The sequence below is a fragment of the Arthrobacter sp. P4_F10 genome, assembly GCF_056401435.1.
In genome coordinates, this window is record NZ_JBFUJJ010000002.1 from 194,436 (window position 1) to 210,116 (window position 15,681).

The 15,681-nt window shown below is 67.4% G+C and carries 14 protein-coding genes; 3 read left to right on the forward strand and 11 right to left on the reverse strand.

The genetic code is table 11. The features are described 5' to 3' along the window. Positions 1-45: 45 nt before the first annotated feature. From AC1DR1_RS03780 to AC1DR1_RS03790, 3 genes are read right to left on the reverse strand one after another with little or no spacing between them, the layout of a single operon-like run. Positions 46-1,146: an NADH:flavin oxidoreductase/NADH oxidase gene (locus AC1DR1_RS03780; protein WP_476966714.1), complete on the reverse strand. Its 1,101-nt coding sequence runs from the start codon at positions 1,144-1,146 to the stop codon at positions 46-48. Continuing rightward, entirely contained in the window at positions 1,146-2,171 is a 1,026-nt protein-coding gene (locus tag AC1DR1_RS03785) for a co-chaperone YbbN (RefSeq protein ID WP_476992196.1), read from the reverse strand. Before AC1DR1_RS03785 ends, AC1DR1_RS03780 begins: the two co-directional genes overlap by 1 nt. Positions 2,172-2,227: 56 nt before the next feature. Then, positions 2,228-4,048, reverse strand: a complete 1,821-nt coding sequence (locus tag AC1DR1_RS03790) for a hypothetical protein (protein ID WP_476992246.1) — start codon at positions 4,046-4,048, stop codon at positions 2,228-2,230. Between the two features lie 235 nt (positions 4,049-4,283). Between AC1DR1_RS03790 and AC1DR1_RS03795 the strand changes: the two genes are divergently transcribed. Continuing rightward, positions 4,284-5,588 carry an AI-2E family transporter gene (locus tag AC1DR1_RS03795; RefSeq protein WP_364748100.1) on the forward strand — a complete coding sequence of 435 codons (1,305 nt, stop codon included), beginning with the start codon at positions 4,284-4,286 and terminating at the stop codon, positions 5,586-5,588. Between the two features lie 114 nt (positions 5,589-5,702). Here the strand turns inward: AC1DR1_RS03795 and AC1DR1_RS03800 are convergent, their stop codons facing one another. Beyond that, positions 5,703-6,500, reverse strand: a complete 798-nt coding sequence (locus AC1DR1_RS03800; RefSeq protein WP_476966717.1) for an alpha/beta hydrolase — start codon at positions 6,498-6,500, stop codon at positions 5,703-5,705. 10 nt (positions 6,501-6,510) lie between these two features. Further along, complete coding sequence (locus AC1DR1_RS03805; protein WP_229995286.1) at positions 6,511-6,882, reverse strand: ATP/GTP-binding protein; 372 nt, start codon at positions 6,880-6,882, stop codon at positions 6,511-6,513. Positions 6,883-7,007: 125 nt separating this feature from the next. Here AC1DR1_RS03805 and nucS point away from each other — a divergent pair, with 125 nt between their 5' ends. After that, positions 7,008-7,703 (forward strand): endonuclease NucS, encoded by a 696-nt coding sequence (gene nucS, locus AC1DR1_RS03810; protein ID WP_026266819.1) that lies wholly within the window; start codon positions 7,008-7,010, stop codon positions 7,701-7,703. Positions 7,704-7,989: 286 nt separating this feature from the next. Further along, the gene (locus AC1DR1_RS03815; protein WP_011692441.1) at positions 7,990-8,193 is read left to right on the forward strand and encodes a cold-shock protein; all 204 of its coding nucleotides are present in this window, start codon (positions 7,990-7,992) and stop codon (positions 8,191-8,193) included. Positions 8,194-8,430: 237 nt separating this feature from the next. On the opposite strand, the gene AC1DR1_RS03820 is transcribed toward AC1DR1_RS03815, so the two are convergent. From AC1DR1_RS03820 to AC1DR1_RS03845, 6 genes are all read right to left on the reverse strand, one after another. Beyond that, positions 8,431-11,088, reverse strand: coding sequence for a bifunctional lysylphosphatidylglycerol flippase/synthetase MprF (locus AC1DR1_RS03820; protein ID WP_476992197.1), 2,658 nt, complete (start codon positions 11,086-11,088; stop codon positions 8,431-8,433). Beyond that, the gene (locus AC1DR1_RS03825; RefSeq protein WP_476992198.1) at positions 11,085-12,461 is read right to left on the reverse strand and encodes an alpha/beta hydrolase; all 1,377 of its coding nucleotides are present in this window, start codon (positions 12,459-12,461) and stop codon (positions 11,085-11,087) included. The genes AC1DR1_RS03820 and AC1DR1_RS03825 overlap by 4 nt, the downstream gene beginning before the upstream one ends. A gap of 5 nt (positions 12,462-12,466) precedes the next feature. Further along, positions 12,467-12,898, reverse strand: coding sequence for a DUF2550 domain-containing protein (locus tag AC1DR1_RS03830; protein ID WP_091559534.1), 432 nt, complete (start codon positions 12,896-12,898; stop codon positions 12,467-12,469). Between the two features lie 10 nt (positions 12,899-12,908). Further along, the gene (locus tag AC1DR1_RS03835; protein WP_090581408.1) at positions 12,909-13,193 is read right to left on the reverse strand and encodes a F0F1 ATP synthase subunit epsilon; all 285 of its coding nucleotides are present in this window, start codon (positions 13,191-13,193) and stop codon (positions 12,909-12,911) included. Between the two features lies 1 nt (position 13,194). Further along, a complete protein-coding gene (atpD, locus tag AC1DR1_RS03840; protein WP_090581405.1) occupies positions 13,195-14,649 on the reverse strand; it encodes a F0F1 ATP synthase subunit beta in 1,455 nt (484 codons plus the stop codon). Positions 14,650-14,730: 81 nt separating this feature from the next. Further along, positions 14,731-15,624 (reverse strand): F0F1 ATP synthase subunit gamma, encoded by an 894-nt coding sequence (locus AC1DR1_RS03845; protein WP_229995283.1) that lies wholly within the window; start codon positions 15,622-15,624, stop codon positions 14,731-14,733. Between the last annotated feature and the right edge of the window lie 57 nt (positions 15,625-15,681).

Consider the following 15,681-nt stretch of genomic DNA (forward strand, 5'->3'; position numbering starts at 1 on the left):
AGGCGTAGGTTTCCGCCCGCGCGAACCGCCTCCGCCACCGGCGGTCTAAAACAAATGCCGGGGTATGGCCCGCTCGTACTGCGGCGGCCACGCAAGGTCATGGCCGAGCTCGAACGCGGCGCGCAGCCACCAGTGCGGGTCCCGCAGCGCGGCACGGGCTATGAACACGCCGTCGGCCTGGCCGGTGGCCACCGCGTGCTCGGCCTGCCCGGCTGAGGTCAAAAGTCCCACCGTGCCGGTCCTGACCCCGGCTTCGCGCCGGATCCGGGCGGAGAACCCGGTCTGGTACCCGGGGCCCACGGGAATCTGCTGGTGGGCAACGGCCCCGCCGCTGGAAACGTCCACAAGGTCCACTCCGCGCTCCGCAGCGGCACTGGCCATCCGGACCGAGGCCTCGGCCTCGATCCCGCCCGGCGCCCAGTCCGAGGCAGAGATCCGCAGCAACAGCGGCATGGAGTCGGGGATGACCGCGCGGACAGCGTCCACCACAGCGAGCGTGAGCCTGTTCCGGCCCGCCTCGTCCCCGCCCCAGCGGTCCGTGCGGTCGTTGATCAGTGGGCTCTGGAACTGGTGCAGCAGGTAGCCGTGGGCGCCATGGATTTCGATCGTGTCGAACCCGGCGTCGACGGCCCGCACGGCGGCGGCGGCGAAGTCGGCGATCACGCCGTCGATCTGCGCCTCCGTCATCGCCGAGGGCGGCGCGTAACCGTCGAACGCGCCGGTGCCGGGACCCACAGTGTCCCAGCCGCCCTCGGAGGCCGGCACACTGCCCTTCTTGCCTGAGAACGGCCAGTAGGACGACGCCTTCCGGCCGGCGTGCGCCAGCTGGGTGCCGATCTTGGTCTCAGCGGTGCCGTGGCGGTGCACGAAGGACGTGATGCGTTCCCAGGCCGCGGCCTGGTGGTCGTTGTAGAGGCCGGCGTCGCGGGGGCTGATCCTGCCCGCGGCGTTCACGGAGTTGGCCTCGGTGAGGATGAGGGCCGCTCCCCCGGTGGCAAAGGAGCCCAGGTGCATGAGGTGCCAGTCGGTGGGCACCCCCTCGCCCGTGCCGGGCTCGCAGCTGTACTGGCACATCGGGGACACCCAGCCGCGGTGCTGCAGCCGCAGGGACCTCAGCTCCAGCGGCGCGAAGAGTGCCGATCCCACTAGAACAGCACCCGGGCCAGTCCCTGGCGGGCCTTGGCGACACGCTCGTCACCGGTGCCGACGACGTCGAAGAGTTCCAGCAGCCGGACGCGGGCGGTCTCCCGTTCCGGGCCGAAGTTCCGGCCAATGAACGTCACGATCCGGCCGAGGCCGTCCTCGATGTGGCCGCCGGCGATATCCAAGTCCGCAACGCCGAGCTGGGCCTCGAGGTTGTCCGGCTCGTCGGCGGCGAGCCGGCGGAGGGCATCTGCCTCGGGCCCCGTGAAGGTCTGCAGGCGCGCCATGAGTTCCACCTGCGCCAGGCCCGCCTTGGCCTCGGCGTCGGCCGGCATCTCGTTCAGGGCCTGCCGGTAGGCGGCAGCCGCGGCAGCGTAGTCGCCGGCCTCGATCGCGTCGAACGCTGCCTGGTGCAGCGGCGGCAGCGGCGGGGCCTCCGGTTCCCCGCCGCCGGGACCGCCGGTGCCAATCTGTCCGGTCACGCCGTTGGCGGCCGCGACCTTGAGGAGTTCGTCGAACAGGCTGCGTACCTGCTGTTCGTCCGCGCCGCCCTGGAAGAGCGGAACGGGCTGGCCCTTCACGACCGCGACGGCGGTCGGCACGGCCTGGACCTGGAAGGCCTGGGCAAGTTCCGGGAAGACGTCGATGTCCGCGGCCCCGAGGACCAGCCGGCCATCGTAGCTCTCGACGATGTCTTCGAGGACCTCCACCAGCTGGCCGGAGCCTGGCGAGTAGGAGGCCCAGAGGGCGATCACCACTGGCACCTGGGCCGAGAGCTCCACGAGCTCCTGGAAGTTGCCCTCGGTCACGTCCACGCGCAGCGGGCGGCCGGAGTGGTCGGCGGCGCCGGCTGCCGGTGCGGGGCCTGCGGCAGAACCGGCCGGGCCGRCGGCCGCAGGACCGGGCGCGGCCGGTGCCGGAGAGGCCGGCGCCTGCCGCTGTTTCAAGGCGGAGAGATCGACGGCGCCGCGCAGGTTCAGCGGGCTGGCGGCAACGGGCGGGACCGGGCGGGAAGCTGGCGTAGTCATAGCTCCACTCTAGCCATTGAAGTCCTGCCCGGCGCCACCGCGCCCGCCGGCGAGGGCTACTTGAAAGCGGCCCCGACCAGGCCCCGGGTGGCGGCCACGAGTTTCATCGGATCCTTGGAACCGGCCGGCGGAACATAGACAGCCACCGACTCGGCGAAGTTCAGCACCATGCCGGTGCTGGTCTCCTTGCCGCCGGCCAGGGCGGCCGCGTCGTCGCCGATTGTGAGCTTGTCGCCGTCGGCCTTCGGAGTGCCGTCGAAGGAGAAGTTCAGGCGTCCCAGAACCAGTGCCCCGCCGTCGGCGGTGCGGAACACGACAGTGTTCTCGGGGGCCACCTTGTGCGTGAAGGCAAAGGTGCCGTTGACGCCTGAACTGACGACGTCGGCCTGGTAGGCGAGGGTGTCCGCGATGTACGGGGAGGACTGGCCCTCGACGAGCTTGTCCTTGAAGGCGGAGTCTGCCTTGCTCAGGCGGTCACCCAGCCCCGCGAGGGCTTCGTCGCCGCTGTACAGGAGTCCGGACTTGTCCGCGGATGCCAGCGTCTCCGTGCCGGCCCGCCCGATCGCCGGGAAGGTGGCACCGGGCTGCAGCGGCGTACTGCTGACCAGCTTGTAGTTCTCCCGGGGGGAGGCCTGGGTCAGGGTCAGCAGCTGCGGGACGACGTTGCCCTCGCCCTGCGTCACGGCCATGACGGAGCGGGGCCAGCTGCGCTTGTTGGTGACCACCGTGGTCAGCAGCTTCATGGAGCGGACAGGCATGCGGGCCTCGTAGGAGCCGACCTGCGAACGGACCTTGTAGTTCTGCGTGCGCACCTCGAGCTCGGACTTAGCCACGCGCGGCGCCAGCTTGGCGGCGTCCTTGGCAGCGTCTCCTGCATCGACAGCACCGGCAACCTGTTCCAGGACGCGGCGGAACTGGGCGTCCAGCAGCACCGGCGCATCGCCGGTCTGGTCCTCATTGGGAGTGCCCGGGGCCGCGCTGTTGGAGGCCGGGGCAGCGGGTGTGGCGGCCGGTGCGCTCGGCGACGGCGCGGGCGTCTGGCTGGCCTGAGCGGCCACCGACGTTCCGGCGACGGCGGCGGCCGTCAGCACGGCCACCACGATGCCGGAACGGCGCGCCGTGCCGGAGCCCTTCTTCTGCTCGGATGCTGTCTTCTCGGGCGCTGAAGCGTCGGGTGCCGTCGAACCCTGTCCCGCGCGGCGTGCCGCGGCCTTGGCCTGCGCGCGGCGGACGAACGCGCTGCCGTCCCCGCCTCCGCCAGTCGGGTTGCCGCCGGTCGGGTTGCCGCCGGTCGGGTTGCCGGTCCGGTTGCGTGACTTCGGCTTGAGGACCAGCAGCGCCGCGCCGGCGATGATCAGCAGGCCGCCGAGCACCATGAGCGGAATGGCCCAGGGCGTCGAGGTGTCGTTCGGGAACGTCATCGTGATGGAACTCGGGGCGGGCTTGGTGCCGTCCGCCGCGAGGAGGAGGGACCAGTCGCCGTCGGCCGGCGCGTTCCACGAGTAGTCCATTTCACCGCTGGCGTTCTCGGTGGCGACCCAAAGGTCCGATCCGGCCGGAGACGGTGCGGCGGCGTCGCCGTCGGTATGCGTCAGCTGCAGCGACTTGCCGTCCTCCGAGACGCCGGCGACGGTGTTGTGCGCCGTCTTGCCCACCCAGGCGTCGACGTCGTCGGGCCGCCCGGCGGCCAGCAGGAAGGCACCCTCGCCCTTGACTTGGATCTTCACGGTCCCGGGGTGCAGCGTCCTCAGCTTCTCATCGAAGACGGTCAGCGGCGCGGCCGTACCCGTCGGAGCGGTGGCCGTAATCGTCTCCGGGGGAGCCCAAAACGTCTTCTGGCCAATACCGGCCAGCAGGGTCAGGAGGCCAAGCAGCATCAGGGCGACTGCAGTCTTGAAACGCAAAATACTACCAATCATCAGCGGACAGTTAGCTTCAATAGTAACCATTTTGTTACCCGCGAGTCAGATCGGCGCCCGGGCACACCCCCGCCCGCGGCTCCCGCGCCGGGTCCCCGCCCGTGAGCTGACAAGCCTGCTGATAGTGTTTGCGGTGATCATCACACCAGCGCCGCCTCAGTGGCGCCGCAGAGAATTAAGGGCATTCAACGCAGTGACTGAACATACGGATTCGTCCTCCGCCGGACAAGAAGAAGCCCAGGAATCCGACAGCCCGGAACGCGGCCCCGAGCAAACCGCCTCCACCCCCCGGCCCGCAACCTCCCGCCCCCGGGTTGCCGCGGCGAATGTCCTTTTGTCCGCGGCCCGGCGCCTGCGCCAGCCCCTGCCGGGAGCCCAGCCGAGAATCCGCTTCGAGATGCCGCCGGAGCATGAGGCCGAGGCCGGGACCGAGGCCCGCTTCGGCAGTCCCGGTCCGCGCATGTCGGCCCAGCACCCCCTGTATATGGGCTTCATGGGTACGGTCGGCGTCGGCTTCGCCCTCCTGGTCTACTGGATCGGGTCAAATACGACGCAGCTGCTCTTGTGGATCATCACGGCGCTCTTCATCACCCTGGGGCTGGACCCGGTGGTTCGCTGGCTCGAACGCCGAAATGTCCCCCGGGCCGCCGGCATCCTCCTGTCCGTATCCACCCTGGCGCTTGGAGTCGCCGCATTTTTCGCCACCCTGATCCCCACGATCGTGCAGCAGGTGACGCAAATCGTGCAGCAGGCGCCCAAGTGGGTCCAGGATTTCATTGACTCGGAATTCTTCCGGAGCGTTGACAGCCAGTTCGGCATCCGGGACCGCATCAGCCAGGAGCTGGAGAAGTTCGTCAACAACCCGGACGCCATGGGCGGCATCTTCGGCGGCGTTGTGGGCTTCGGCTCCACCGTGGCAAACGGACTGTTCGGCGCACTGATCGTGCTGGTCCTGAGCCTGTACTTCCTCGGCGCCCTTCCCGCGATGAAGAAATGGGGCTACCGGCTCGCGCCGCGCTCGCGCCGGGCCCGGGTTGAAGCCCTGTCCGAGGAAATCACCGGTTCGGTGGGCAACTACGTGATCGGCCAGGCCGCCGTCGCACTGCTGAACGCCACGTTCGCGTTCATTGTGATGTCGATCATCGGCGTACCGTTCGCCACGCTACTGGCGTTCGTCGTGGCCCTGCTGGCGTTCATCCCGCTGGTGGGCGGCATGATTGCCGGGTTCCTGGTGACGCTCGTTGCCCTGACCGCCGGCTGGCAGACCGCGCTTGTCTTCGCCATCTGCTATTTCGCCTACCTCCAGTTCGAGGCTTACTTCATCTCGCCGCGGATCATGCAGAAAGCCGTGGCGGTGCCGGGCGCCGTGGCCGTCATCTCGGTCATCGCCGGCGGCAGTCTGCTGGGCGTCCTCGGAGCCCTGATCGCTATTCCCACCGCGGCGGCCATCATGCTGCTGGTCAAAGAAATCCTCATCGCGCGCCAGGACAGCCGCTGACAGTTCCCCCTGGCAGCCGGTTTTCGCGCCGAAAAAGGACAGCCGCACCGTGGATCCCCGGCGCGGCTGTCCTTTTTCGGCGCGGATTTCCCTTTTCGGGCAGGCGCCGGCGGGTCAGGAGTGCGCCGTGGCGACCGGTCCGTCCCATTCCTGCGGAAGCACTGTTCCGGCGCTGCCGGGGATGACCTCATCCACGATCTCGTTGAGCACACGCCCGGCGTACTTCTCCCCCACCCACAGGTGCTTGGCGCCGTCGACCCCTAGCACCTGCGCCTGCGGTACCAGCGCGAACCTCGCGGCGGCATCAGCCGGCTGCAGGTAGTCGTCGTGTTCGGGGACCAGCACCTTCAGCGGCTTGCCCGTCCGGGCCCATTCCTTCAGGTGCACGTCCGTGGCCCGGTGCAGCGGGGGCGAGAGCAGGACAGCCCCCTCGATCTCCGAGGCGACGGGCTCAGCGGCGCCGTACATGAGGGCAAGCTCAGTGCCGAAGGACCAGCCCACGAGCCACCGGTTTGGCAGGCCCCGGTCCACGGCGAACTGCACGGCGGCCTCGACGTCCAGACGCTCGCCGATGCCTTCCTCGAAGGCTCCTCCGCTGGTCCCCCGCGGCGAAGACGTGCCACGGGTGTTGAAGCGCAGTACGGCGATTCCGGCGAGGGCCGGCAGCCGGTAGGAGGCCTTGCGGTAGACGTGTGAATCCATGAAGCCGCCGTGCGTCGGCAGCGGGTGCAGTGTAATGAGTGTTGCCTTGATCTCGCCGGATTCCGGGAGGGCGAGCTCGCCCACCAGCCGGTGTCCGTCCGAGGTACGGAGTTCGACGTTCTCGCGGTGGGCCGGAAGGACGGTGGACGCGCGGATGGCAGTCGGCTCTGACGGCTGGGTGAAGACGTGCGACGCGGGATCAAAAGTCATGCTGACCAGCTTAGCGATACCGATAGCTCCGTGAGGTCCAGCAGTTGGTATGCCAGTGGCGGCGCTCGGCGAGACCCGCGGCGGCGCCAAAGAGGTGGTCCTCGGACCAGACCACCAGGTGGGCGATCCCCGGCAGTACGGCGGTGGAGCAGCCCGGGCAGATGTAGGTCTTCTCGGCGCGGCTGGCGGTGATGGGGCGGACCATCCATTCACCGTCCGGCGCGCTTTCCCGCCGGGCGAAACCTGAGCGGGCGCGCTCCAGATCGAGCTCCGGCGCCGGGCCGTGTTTGGCCCCGGGGGCTTTGCCCTTTCCCGGCGCTGCGCTCTTGCCGGAGCCTGTCTTTGCAGAACTGGCGCGGCGGGGTCGGTTGGAACGGGGCATGCCTCCATTCTGCCCCAGACCGGCTGCCAGTCTTTGCGTCACCGCCGCGGCACCGGTTGAGCTGCAGCCCCGCCGTCCCGCCGCCCCAGCCCGGGGACCCCCGCACAGACGGTAGAGTGGACCGGGTGCGTTTAGTCATAGCCCGCTGCTCCGTTGATTACGTCGGCCGCCTCAAAGCCCACCTCCCGCTGGCCACCAGGCTGTTGCTGGTCAAGGCCGATGGCTCGGTCCTGGTCCATTCCGACGGCGGATCCTACAAGCCCCTGAACTGGATGAGCCCTCCTGCGTCTTTGCGCGTCTCCACCCCGGATGAGGTCGACGTCGAGGTTGGCGTCGTCGAGCAGTGGACGGTCCAGTCGGCCAAGACCGATGACCGGCTCATTATCAATATTCATGAGCAGCTGCACGACACGTCCCACGAACTGGGCCAGGACCCTGGCCTGATCAAGGACGGCGTCGAGGCGGACCTCCAGCGGCTCCTGGCCGCCCAGATCGAATTGCTTGGCACGGGGTTCTCGCTGATCCGCCGCGAGTACTTCACGGCGATCGGCCCCGTGGACATCCTGGCCCGGGACGCGGATGGGGCCACCGTGGCCATTGAGCTCAAGCGGCGCGGCGACATCGACGGCGTCGAGCAGCTCACCCGGTACCTGGAACTGCTGAATCGGGACCCGCTGCTGGCTCCGGTCCGGGGAATCTTCGCCGCCCAGCAGATCAAGCCGCAGGCCAAAGTCCTCGCCAAGGACCGCGGAATTGACTGCGTGACCCTTGACTACGACGCCATGCGCGGCGTTGACGACAGCGAATCCAGGCTCTTCTAAGCGCCCTGCGGCAGTCTTTCCGCGGCAGCGATTCGCGTTAAGCGGTTCTTTGCACAAAATTTATGCATTTCTCCCGCTCGCCCGTTGACCTGACGCAAGTGTCATGAAATTCTTATACAAGTCTTTGTGTAGGTGTTATTCATGCTCGCAAGACATGTTGCGAGCGTGAAGCTCCTGCAGCCACGGTTCGGGAATCCGGTCCGTTGCCAAAGGTTCTTCTCGCAGAGTGACCAAGTGCGGTGTGAAGTGCGCCGGACTTATTCAGATCCACAATGAGGAGAAACAAATGGCACAGGGAACCGTCAAGTGGTTCAACGCAGAAAAGGGCTTCGGCTTCATCACCCCGGATGACTCCGATGGCGATGTCTTCGTTCACTACTCCGAGATCCAGACCGGTGGCTTCAAGACCCTCGACGAGAACCAGCGTGTTCAGTTCGAGATCGGCCAGGGCGCCAAGGGCCCCCAGGCTACCGGCGTAACGCTGGTCTAGTCTCTCGTCAGGAAGTGCTTTAGGGCATTCCCGGCACCAAAATGATCCCCGGCATTTGTGCCGGGGATCATTTTTTGTGCATTGTTGGCCGCGGCGTTTCAGGTCTTCGCCTTTTGGCCACGCCTCTATTGGTCAAGCGATATTGTTCATCCGAATTGCACGGCCGCGCGAATGCGTTTACGGCAGGGCCCGGATCCGCGCCAGGCGCGCCGGGCAATAACCGCCGGACCCGGCCGGCTAACGCACCAGGGTGCGCAGCAGACGTGCACTCTGCCGGACGGACAGCCCGGGAAGATACGCGCGGCTCAGTGCCCGGCCCATCGCGGGCAATTGCAGCGGATCCTGGTAATAGAGGTAAAGCGTGCGGTAGTCCGGTTTAAAGCGCGACTTGAACGTTGCCAGCGAGCGGAAGCCATAGATGGGTTCCAGGGCCCGGCCCACCACGTCCAGGATCCCGGCCAGCCCCTCAGGCCCGGCATCGCCGCCCCCGGCAGCGGCTCCGGCAGGACTCTCGGCAGTGCCCCCAGCGGGATCTCCAGCAGCGTCCCCGGCGTCGCAGCGCCGGGCCGCGTCGTCTGCGGCACGGTCCTTCGCCAGCGGCGAGCCGGAAAGGGAGATGACCTCGACCGTGCGCTTGAGTTCCAGCACGGCGGAGGCAATGAGGAACTCCATGACGCCAGGGAACGCGTCTCCGCGCCGGCGCATGAAGTCCAGGGTCCAGCTCACCAGCTGTCCGTCCTGGTACACCGGCAGCCAGCTCGTGACACCCTGCACCTGTCCGGCGGCGTCCACCGCCAGGCAGCACAGCACTTCGTCGTCGTCGAGCTCGTCGATGCCGCCGAGCGTGAAGCCCATCTCCGGCACGTGCTTTTGCGCCGCCCATTCCTCGGAGACCTCGCTCAGCTGGGCCCGCAGCGGGGCCGGGAATTCGCTGTAGCGCCCCCACACGGCTTCGACGCCGGTCTTCGCGGCACGGTTCAGCGCGGTACGGACGTTCTGCCATTCCTTGCCCTTGAACTCGAGTTCCCGCACGGCGAGCCTGGTTTCCTGGGCCACGGCCACCCGGCGGAACCCGCGGGCCCGGAGCATCGGCCACAGGTCGGCGGTGCAGGAGTAGAAACACGGGATCAGGGCGTGCTCGGCGCAATAGCGCATGAAACCCGCCGCGGTCTCCTCATGGAGGGCAGCGGGTCCGAAGGGGCCCGCCAGCGTCAGGGCCACGTTGCCGTGCTGCTGGTAGGCCACCCCGCCGCGCCGGTCCGGCGTGAACCAGTATTTGTTCGGTTCCCAGAGCGCCATCCAGGACAGCGAGTCTCCGCCCTGGCGGATGAGGTCACGGGCCGTGTCCCGGTCCCCGAAGCCGACGTCGGTACTGTTCATCCCGGTACCGTGCAGCCGCCGCCGCAGGACCAGCCAGACCGCGGCCAGGGCCACTCCCCAGAAGATGATGCCGGCATAGGCGAACAGAAAGGACTCGACGGCGTACCGGTTCTGGAAGAGCCTGCTGTAGGCGCCGGGAATGGGCAGCGGCAGGTACTGCCGGGCGAGTTCCGCGGCGAGGCCCAGCACTCCCCCGTCGCGGTCCATCCCGCCGGCCGCCAGCCACGCCACCGCGTAGGCTCCGGCGAGCCCCAGCCACGTCCCGCCTACCACGATGCCCAGGATCCCCCGGGCCCGCGGTGCCGTCTCCACCCGGAACTGCCGGCGGTTCAGCCAGAGCAGCACAACGAGCAGCAGCGGAACGGCCACGAGCGGAAGGACGTGGACGAAGCCGGAGCCCATCACGGCCGTGTGCGGCCGGTTGGGATAGTGCGGAATGCGGGCGAACAGGGCGAGGTACACGGCGGCCAGGGCTGTAACGCCGAGCTGGACGATGATGGCGATCCGCAGGGCCAGGCGGCGGCCGTGCCGCATGCCGTCCGCGCAGATCAACAGCAGGACCACCGGGACCACCGCCAGCGCGAGGCCCAGCGGACCGGCGAATCCGGCCCGGCCGGCCTCCAGGCAGCTGACATCAACCGTCCCGCCGCAGTTTTCCTCCAGCTGGCTCAGTGTGGGCAGCGGGTTCAGCACGACGTCACGCAACAAGGCCAGGGGCCCGGTGGGGCTGCTGACAGCTGCCGTGAGGATCGGTCCCACCGCGAAGATGGCGACCGTGAGCGCCAACAGGTTGCGCGTTTCGCGTCCCGTCGAACGGTGGCGGTGCAGGGTCCCCCGGTCGCCCTGGATCCACCAGCCCGCGGCCAGGCCGGCGAGGGCACCGGCGAGCCCCACCACCGTCTCGGGATGCCCGACGTAGAGCACCAGCAGCAGCGACGCGGACACGACGGCGGTCCGCAGCCGCCGTTGCCACAAAGTGGGCAGCAGCCCGCTGGCGGCCAGGGCCACGGCAAGGACGGCGGCGTAGGGGCCGATCAGCCGGGCATTGACCATGAGGCCGAGCCAGCCGTCGCCGATATACCGGGCCAGCTGGGTGATCAGCAGGAACACGGTCACAGCCGCGAACTGGCCCGCAAAGAAGAACACGGCCGTCCGCAGCGTCCCCAGATGCCGTTCAGCGAGGCCCAGAAGCAGGAGGATCATCAGTGATGCGGCGAGGTAGGCCAGCAGATTGGTGGCGAAGAACAGTGACGTGAACAGGGACCACCAGTGACCCGCCCTCAGCCCCGGAGCGTTGACGGAGGCGATGGGCAGCAGGGCGTTCGGCGGCCCGGACAGGAAGCTGCCCGTGACGGCACCGACGGCCAGGAAGGTCGCGAGGACCGCCAGGGTGAAGGGTACGGCGCGGAAGTGCGCCAGCGTCTGGCGCATCCCCTGCCGCCAGACGCCCAGCAACGGGCCCTCCGGCCCCGGGCCCGTTGCCGTCCGCGTGCTGCCGTTTTTGGTCTGGCTCATGGCGAGATCCCCCAGCGCCGGGCCAGGAAGTCCAGGCCGCCGGGCAGGCCGTTGGATGCTGTGTCCCAGGAGTGCCCCGCGTTGGCGATCCGGTGTGTTTCGACCGTGAACCCGGCGCGGCGTGCCGCGTCGGAGAGCACGTCCATGTAGCCGGTGAACTCCGGGTCGTGGTCTCCTGCGGCGAAGTACACGCCGTGGCCGTCGAAGCGGTTTTCCGCCATGACGCGGAGCGGGGTCAGCCGGTCGAAGGCCTCGGCGTCGGCGCCGAAGGAGGCCTCGATGGTCTTGGCGCGCTCCTTCGCGAGGGCCGGCTCGTCCTCGCTGGAGAAGGCCAGCGCCGCGCTGTAGACGTCGGGATGCCGCGTCACCATCTGCATGGCACAGGTGCCGCCGAACGAGAAGCCGCCCGCGGCCCACTGCCGGGGGTTCGGGTCGACGTCGAGCGTGCGGTTGATCCAGTCCGGCACGTCCCGCGCCAGGAAGGTGTCCGCCTGGGCAATCCGGCTGTCGAGGCACAGTGTGTTTGCCGTCGGCGAGCCGTTGGGATCGACCACCACCGCCACGGGCGCCACCCCGCCGTGCTGCGCAGCGAACCGGTCCAGCCGGATCCGGAGTGCGCCGCCGGTCAGCCAGTCGGCGGGGCTGCCCGGCTGGCCGGAAAAAAGTACCAGCACCGGCAACGCGGGCCGGGGGGAACTCTGGTAGGCCGGCGGGAGATAGACGTAGGCGTCCCGGCTCTGGAAGCCGGAGATCGTGCCGGGGATGACCGCCTTGCGGATGACGCCGTCGGGAAGGTGGGCAGGTGCCTGCCAGTGGGCGAGCCCGGTGGAGGCCGGGCCGCCGGCCGCGCGCGTCAGGCCGGCCTCGAGCGGCTTGATCCGGGCTACTGCCGTTCCGGTGAGATCGCCGACGGTGTGGTTCAGGCCGAAGTAGATGTTGATCTGTACAGCGGCAAGCGCGAGGACGGCCAGAAAGGCGGCCGTGGCTGCGGCGCCTGAACGCCAAGGTTTGGTGCGGCTGCGTCCGCGGACCCGGAGACCGAACAGGCACATGATCCACAGGAGCAGGGCGCCGACGCCAACTTGGGACCAGACGAGGGTCTCCCCAGGCAGTTCGGCGGGGAAGACCGTGATGGCGTAGATCAGGAACCAGTGCACGGCCGCGACGAGCAATGCGGCGAGTAGGGTCACGGCAGCGACGACGACGGCCGCACCGGGCAGGCGACGCCTGATGTGCCCAGAAGCGGTGTGCCGGAAACCCGGGTGCCGCAGGGCGGCGTGCCAGAGGAGGTAGGCCAGGCCTGCCGCACCGGCGGCCCACGCAAGCCACACCACCGGGCCGTCGACCAGGCGGAGGCTGTCAAGGTAGTCCACCGGGGCTAGCGCCAGGTGCCGACGCCGATGACCGGTCCGGCCTCAAGCCAGGATGACAATCCTGTGTAGGCATCGAAGCGCATCGCGAGAAGGACCTGCTGCCCCTCGTAGCGGAGCTCCACGATCACCGCGTCGGGCTGGACCTTGAGGAGCTCGGATTCGGTGGGCTTGCGCCGGCCAAGGAGCTCCAGCGAGCTGCGCCGGAAGGTGTGCTTGGGACGGACGCTGAGTGAGACCAGGCGGAACCACTCGAGGTCGTTGTCCTGATAACGACAAACCCCCATCTGCCAGCTTTTTCCAGCCGTGCAGATGGAGGCGTCCACCGTGCCGAGGGCGCGCCGCAGATTGAAGCGGCGCACCCCCATGAGGCACAGTGCAAATACCAGCAACGCAAACGCAGTTGCCAGGACGATGAACGGCAAACCAATACTGTTCATCAAGGTCGTGCTAGCGGATCCCCGCAGTAGCCGCTTCGCCCATTTGGGCGTTGTCAGCAACAATGACCACCCTGTTGTTGTCAACGGAGAAGAATCCCCCGTCGACGGCTACAGAGATGCGGTCACCGGACACCGGCTCGATTGCCAGCTCACCTTCGGCCAGAATCGCCAGCAGGGGCGAGTGGCCGGGCAGGATTCCGATTTCACCATCGCTGGTGCGGGCCTTGACCATCTTGGCCGCTCCGGACCACACGAAGTGATCCGCTGCGACAATCTCAACCTCAAGCTCAGCCATATTACTTGGTCTGTTCCTGGATCTTGGCCCACTGGCGCTCGACGTCGTCCAGGCCGCCGACGTTGAAGAACGCCTGCTCTGCAACGTGGTCAAGTTCGCCGTCGCAGATCGCGGTGAAGCCTTCAACAGTGTCCTTGATGGATACTGTGGAGCCCTCGACGCCGGTGAACTGCTTGGCGGTGTAGGTGTTCTGCGAGAGGAACTGCTGGATGCGGCGTGCACGCGACACGACGATCTTGTCTTCTTCAGAGAGTTCGTCAACGCCGAGGATGGCGATGATGTCCTGAAGTTCCTTGTTCTTCTGCAGGATCTGCTTGACGCGGACGGCCGTGTTGTAGTGGGCCTGTCCGATGTACTGCGGATCCAGGATGCGGGAGGTCGACGTCAGCGGGTCAACGGCCGGGTACAGACCACGGGAGGCGATTTCACGGGAAAGTTCCGTGGTCGCGTCGAGGTGTGCGAAGGTCGTGGCCGGAGCCGGGTCGGTGTAGTCATCTGCGGGAACGTAGATGGCCTGCATCGAGGTGATGGAGTGGCCCTTGGTGGACGTGATGCGCTCCTGGAGGAGACCCATCTCGTCAGCCAGGTTGGGCTGGTAGCCCACAGCCGACGGCATGCGGCCGAGGAGGGTGGAAACCTCGGAGCCTGCCTGGGTGAAGCGGAAGATGTTGTCGATGAAGAGCAGCACGTCCTGGTTCTGCACATCGCGGAAGTACTCCGCCATGGTCAGGGCGGACAGTGCCACGCGCAGACGCGTTCCCGGCGGCTCATCCATCTGGCCGAATACAAGGGCGGTGTCCTTCAGGACGCCGGCCTCTTCCATTTCGACCCAGAGGTCGTTACCTTCACGGGTACGCTCGCCGACACCGGCGAACACCGAGGTGCCACCGAAGTTGCGGGCAACACGGGTGATCATTTCCTGGATCAGCACGGTCTTGCCGACGCCGGCACCACCGAACAGACCGATCTTGCCACCCTTGATGTACGGGGTGAGGAGGTCGATCACCTTGATGCCGGTCTCCAGCATCTCGGTGGAGCCTTCCAGGGTCGCGAAGGCGGGAGCCTTGCGGTGGATCGGCCAGTAGTCGGAAGCCTGGATCTCGGACTCGTCGACGTCCAGCGGCTTGCCCAGCACGTTGAAGATGTGACCCTTGACGCCGTCGCCCACGGGCACGGTGATCGGGCCGCCGGTGTCTACAACGTTGGTACCGCGGACAAGTCCGTCGGTGGCCTGGAGGGAGATAGCACGGATGAGGTTGTCGCCCAGGTGCAGGGCAACCTCGAACGTGACGGTTCGGGTCTCACCGTTGAGAGTGATCTCGGTGGTGAGTGCGTTGTAAATCGAGGGGATTGCGTCAGCCGGGAATTCGACGTCGACAACCGGGCCAATAACACGTGCAATACGACCGGTAGCACCGGACGTTGCGGCTACGTGATCGGTAGCAGTGGCAGTCATCTCTCTCACTTCACTCAGTAGATGGCGTGGGGTTAAGTTTATTCTTTGGTGCAGGTACAGCTGGATCCGGGCTCGTGCTGGCTAGGACGCGGACAACGCGTCGGCACCGGCAACGATTTCGGAAAGCTCCTGCGTAATTTCAGCCTGGCGGGCAGTGTTGCGCAGACGCGTGTACTTCTTGATGAGATCCGTCGCGTTGTCGCCGGCGGACTTCATCGCGCGCTGGCGGGCTGCGAGCTCGGAAGCTGCTGCCTGCAACATGGCGGCGAAGATACGTGATTCGATGTAGCGCGGCAGCAGGGCATCGAGGACCTGCTCCGTTTCCGGCTCGAATTCGTAGAGGGGAAGCAGGTCCGATTCGGACGCGGCTTTCTCTTCGACGACCTCGAGCGGCAGCAGACGAACGACCGTCGGCTCCTGGGTCACCATCGACTTGAAGCGGGTGTAAACGACGTGGATTTCGTCGACGCCGCCCTCTTCGTAGGCGGTAGCGAAATCAGCCAGCAATGCTTCGCTGACTTCCCGCGCGGTCGCAAACTCCGGTGCATCCGTGTTGCCGGTCCATACGCGAGCGTATTCACGGTTCCGGAAGTCGAAGTACGCCTGCGCCTTGCGGCCGACCAGGAACGTCTTGACTTCCTTACCTTCCGCGTGGAGCAGCTCATTGAGGCCTTCGGCCTGCTTGAGGATGCTCGCCGAGTAAGACCCCGCGAGGCCACGGTCCGAGGTGATAACCAGGACGGCGGCCCGGCGGATCTGCGCCGGCTCGGTGACCAGGGGGTGGTCGATTTCGCTCTGGCTTGCGACAGCAGAAACGGCACGCGTGATCGCGTTCGCGTAAGGCAGTGAAGCTGCTACGCGTGCGCGGGCCTTGCCGATGCGCGAGGTAGCGATCAGTTCCATCGCCTTGAAGATCTTGCGCATCGACGTCGTCGAGCTGATCTTCTGGCGGTAGACCCGGATCTGGGCTCCCATACTTATCCTTTCCTAAGATCCCGATGGCCGGGACTGCCGAAACCCGTGCGGGTCCCG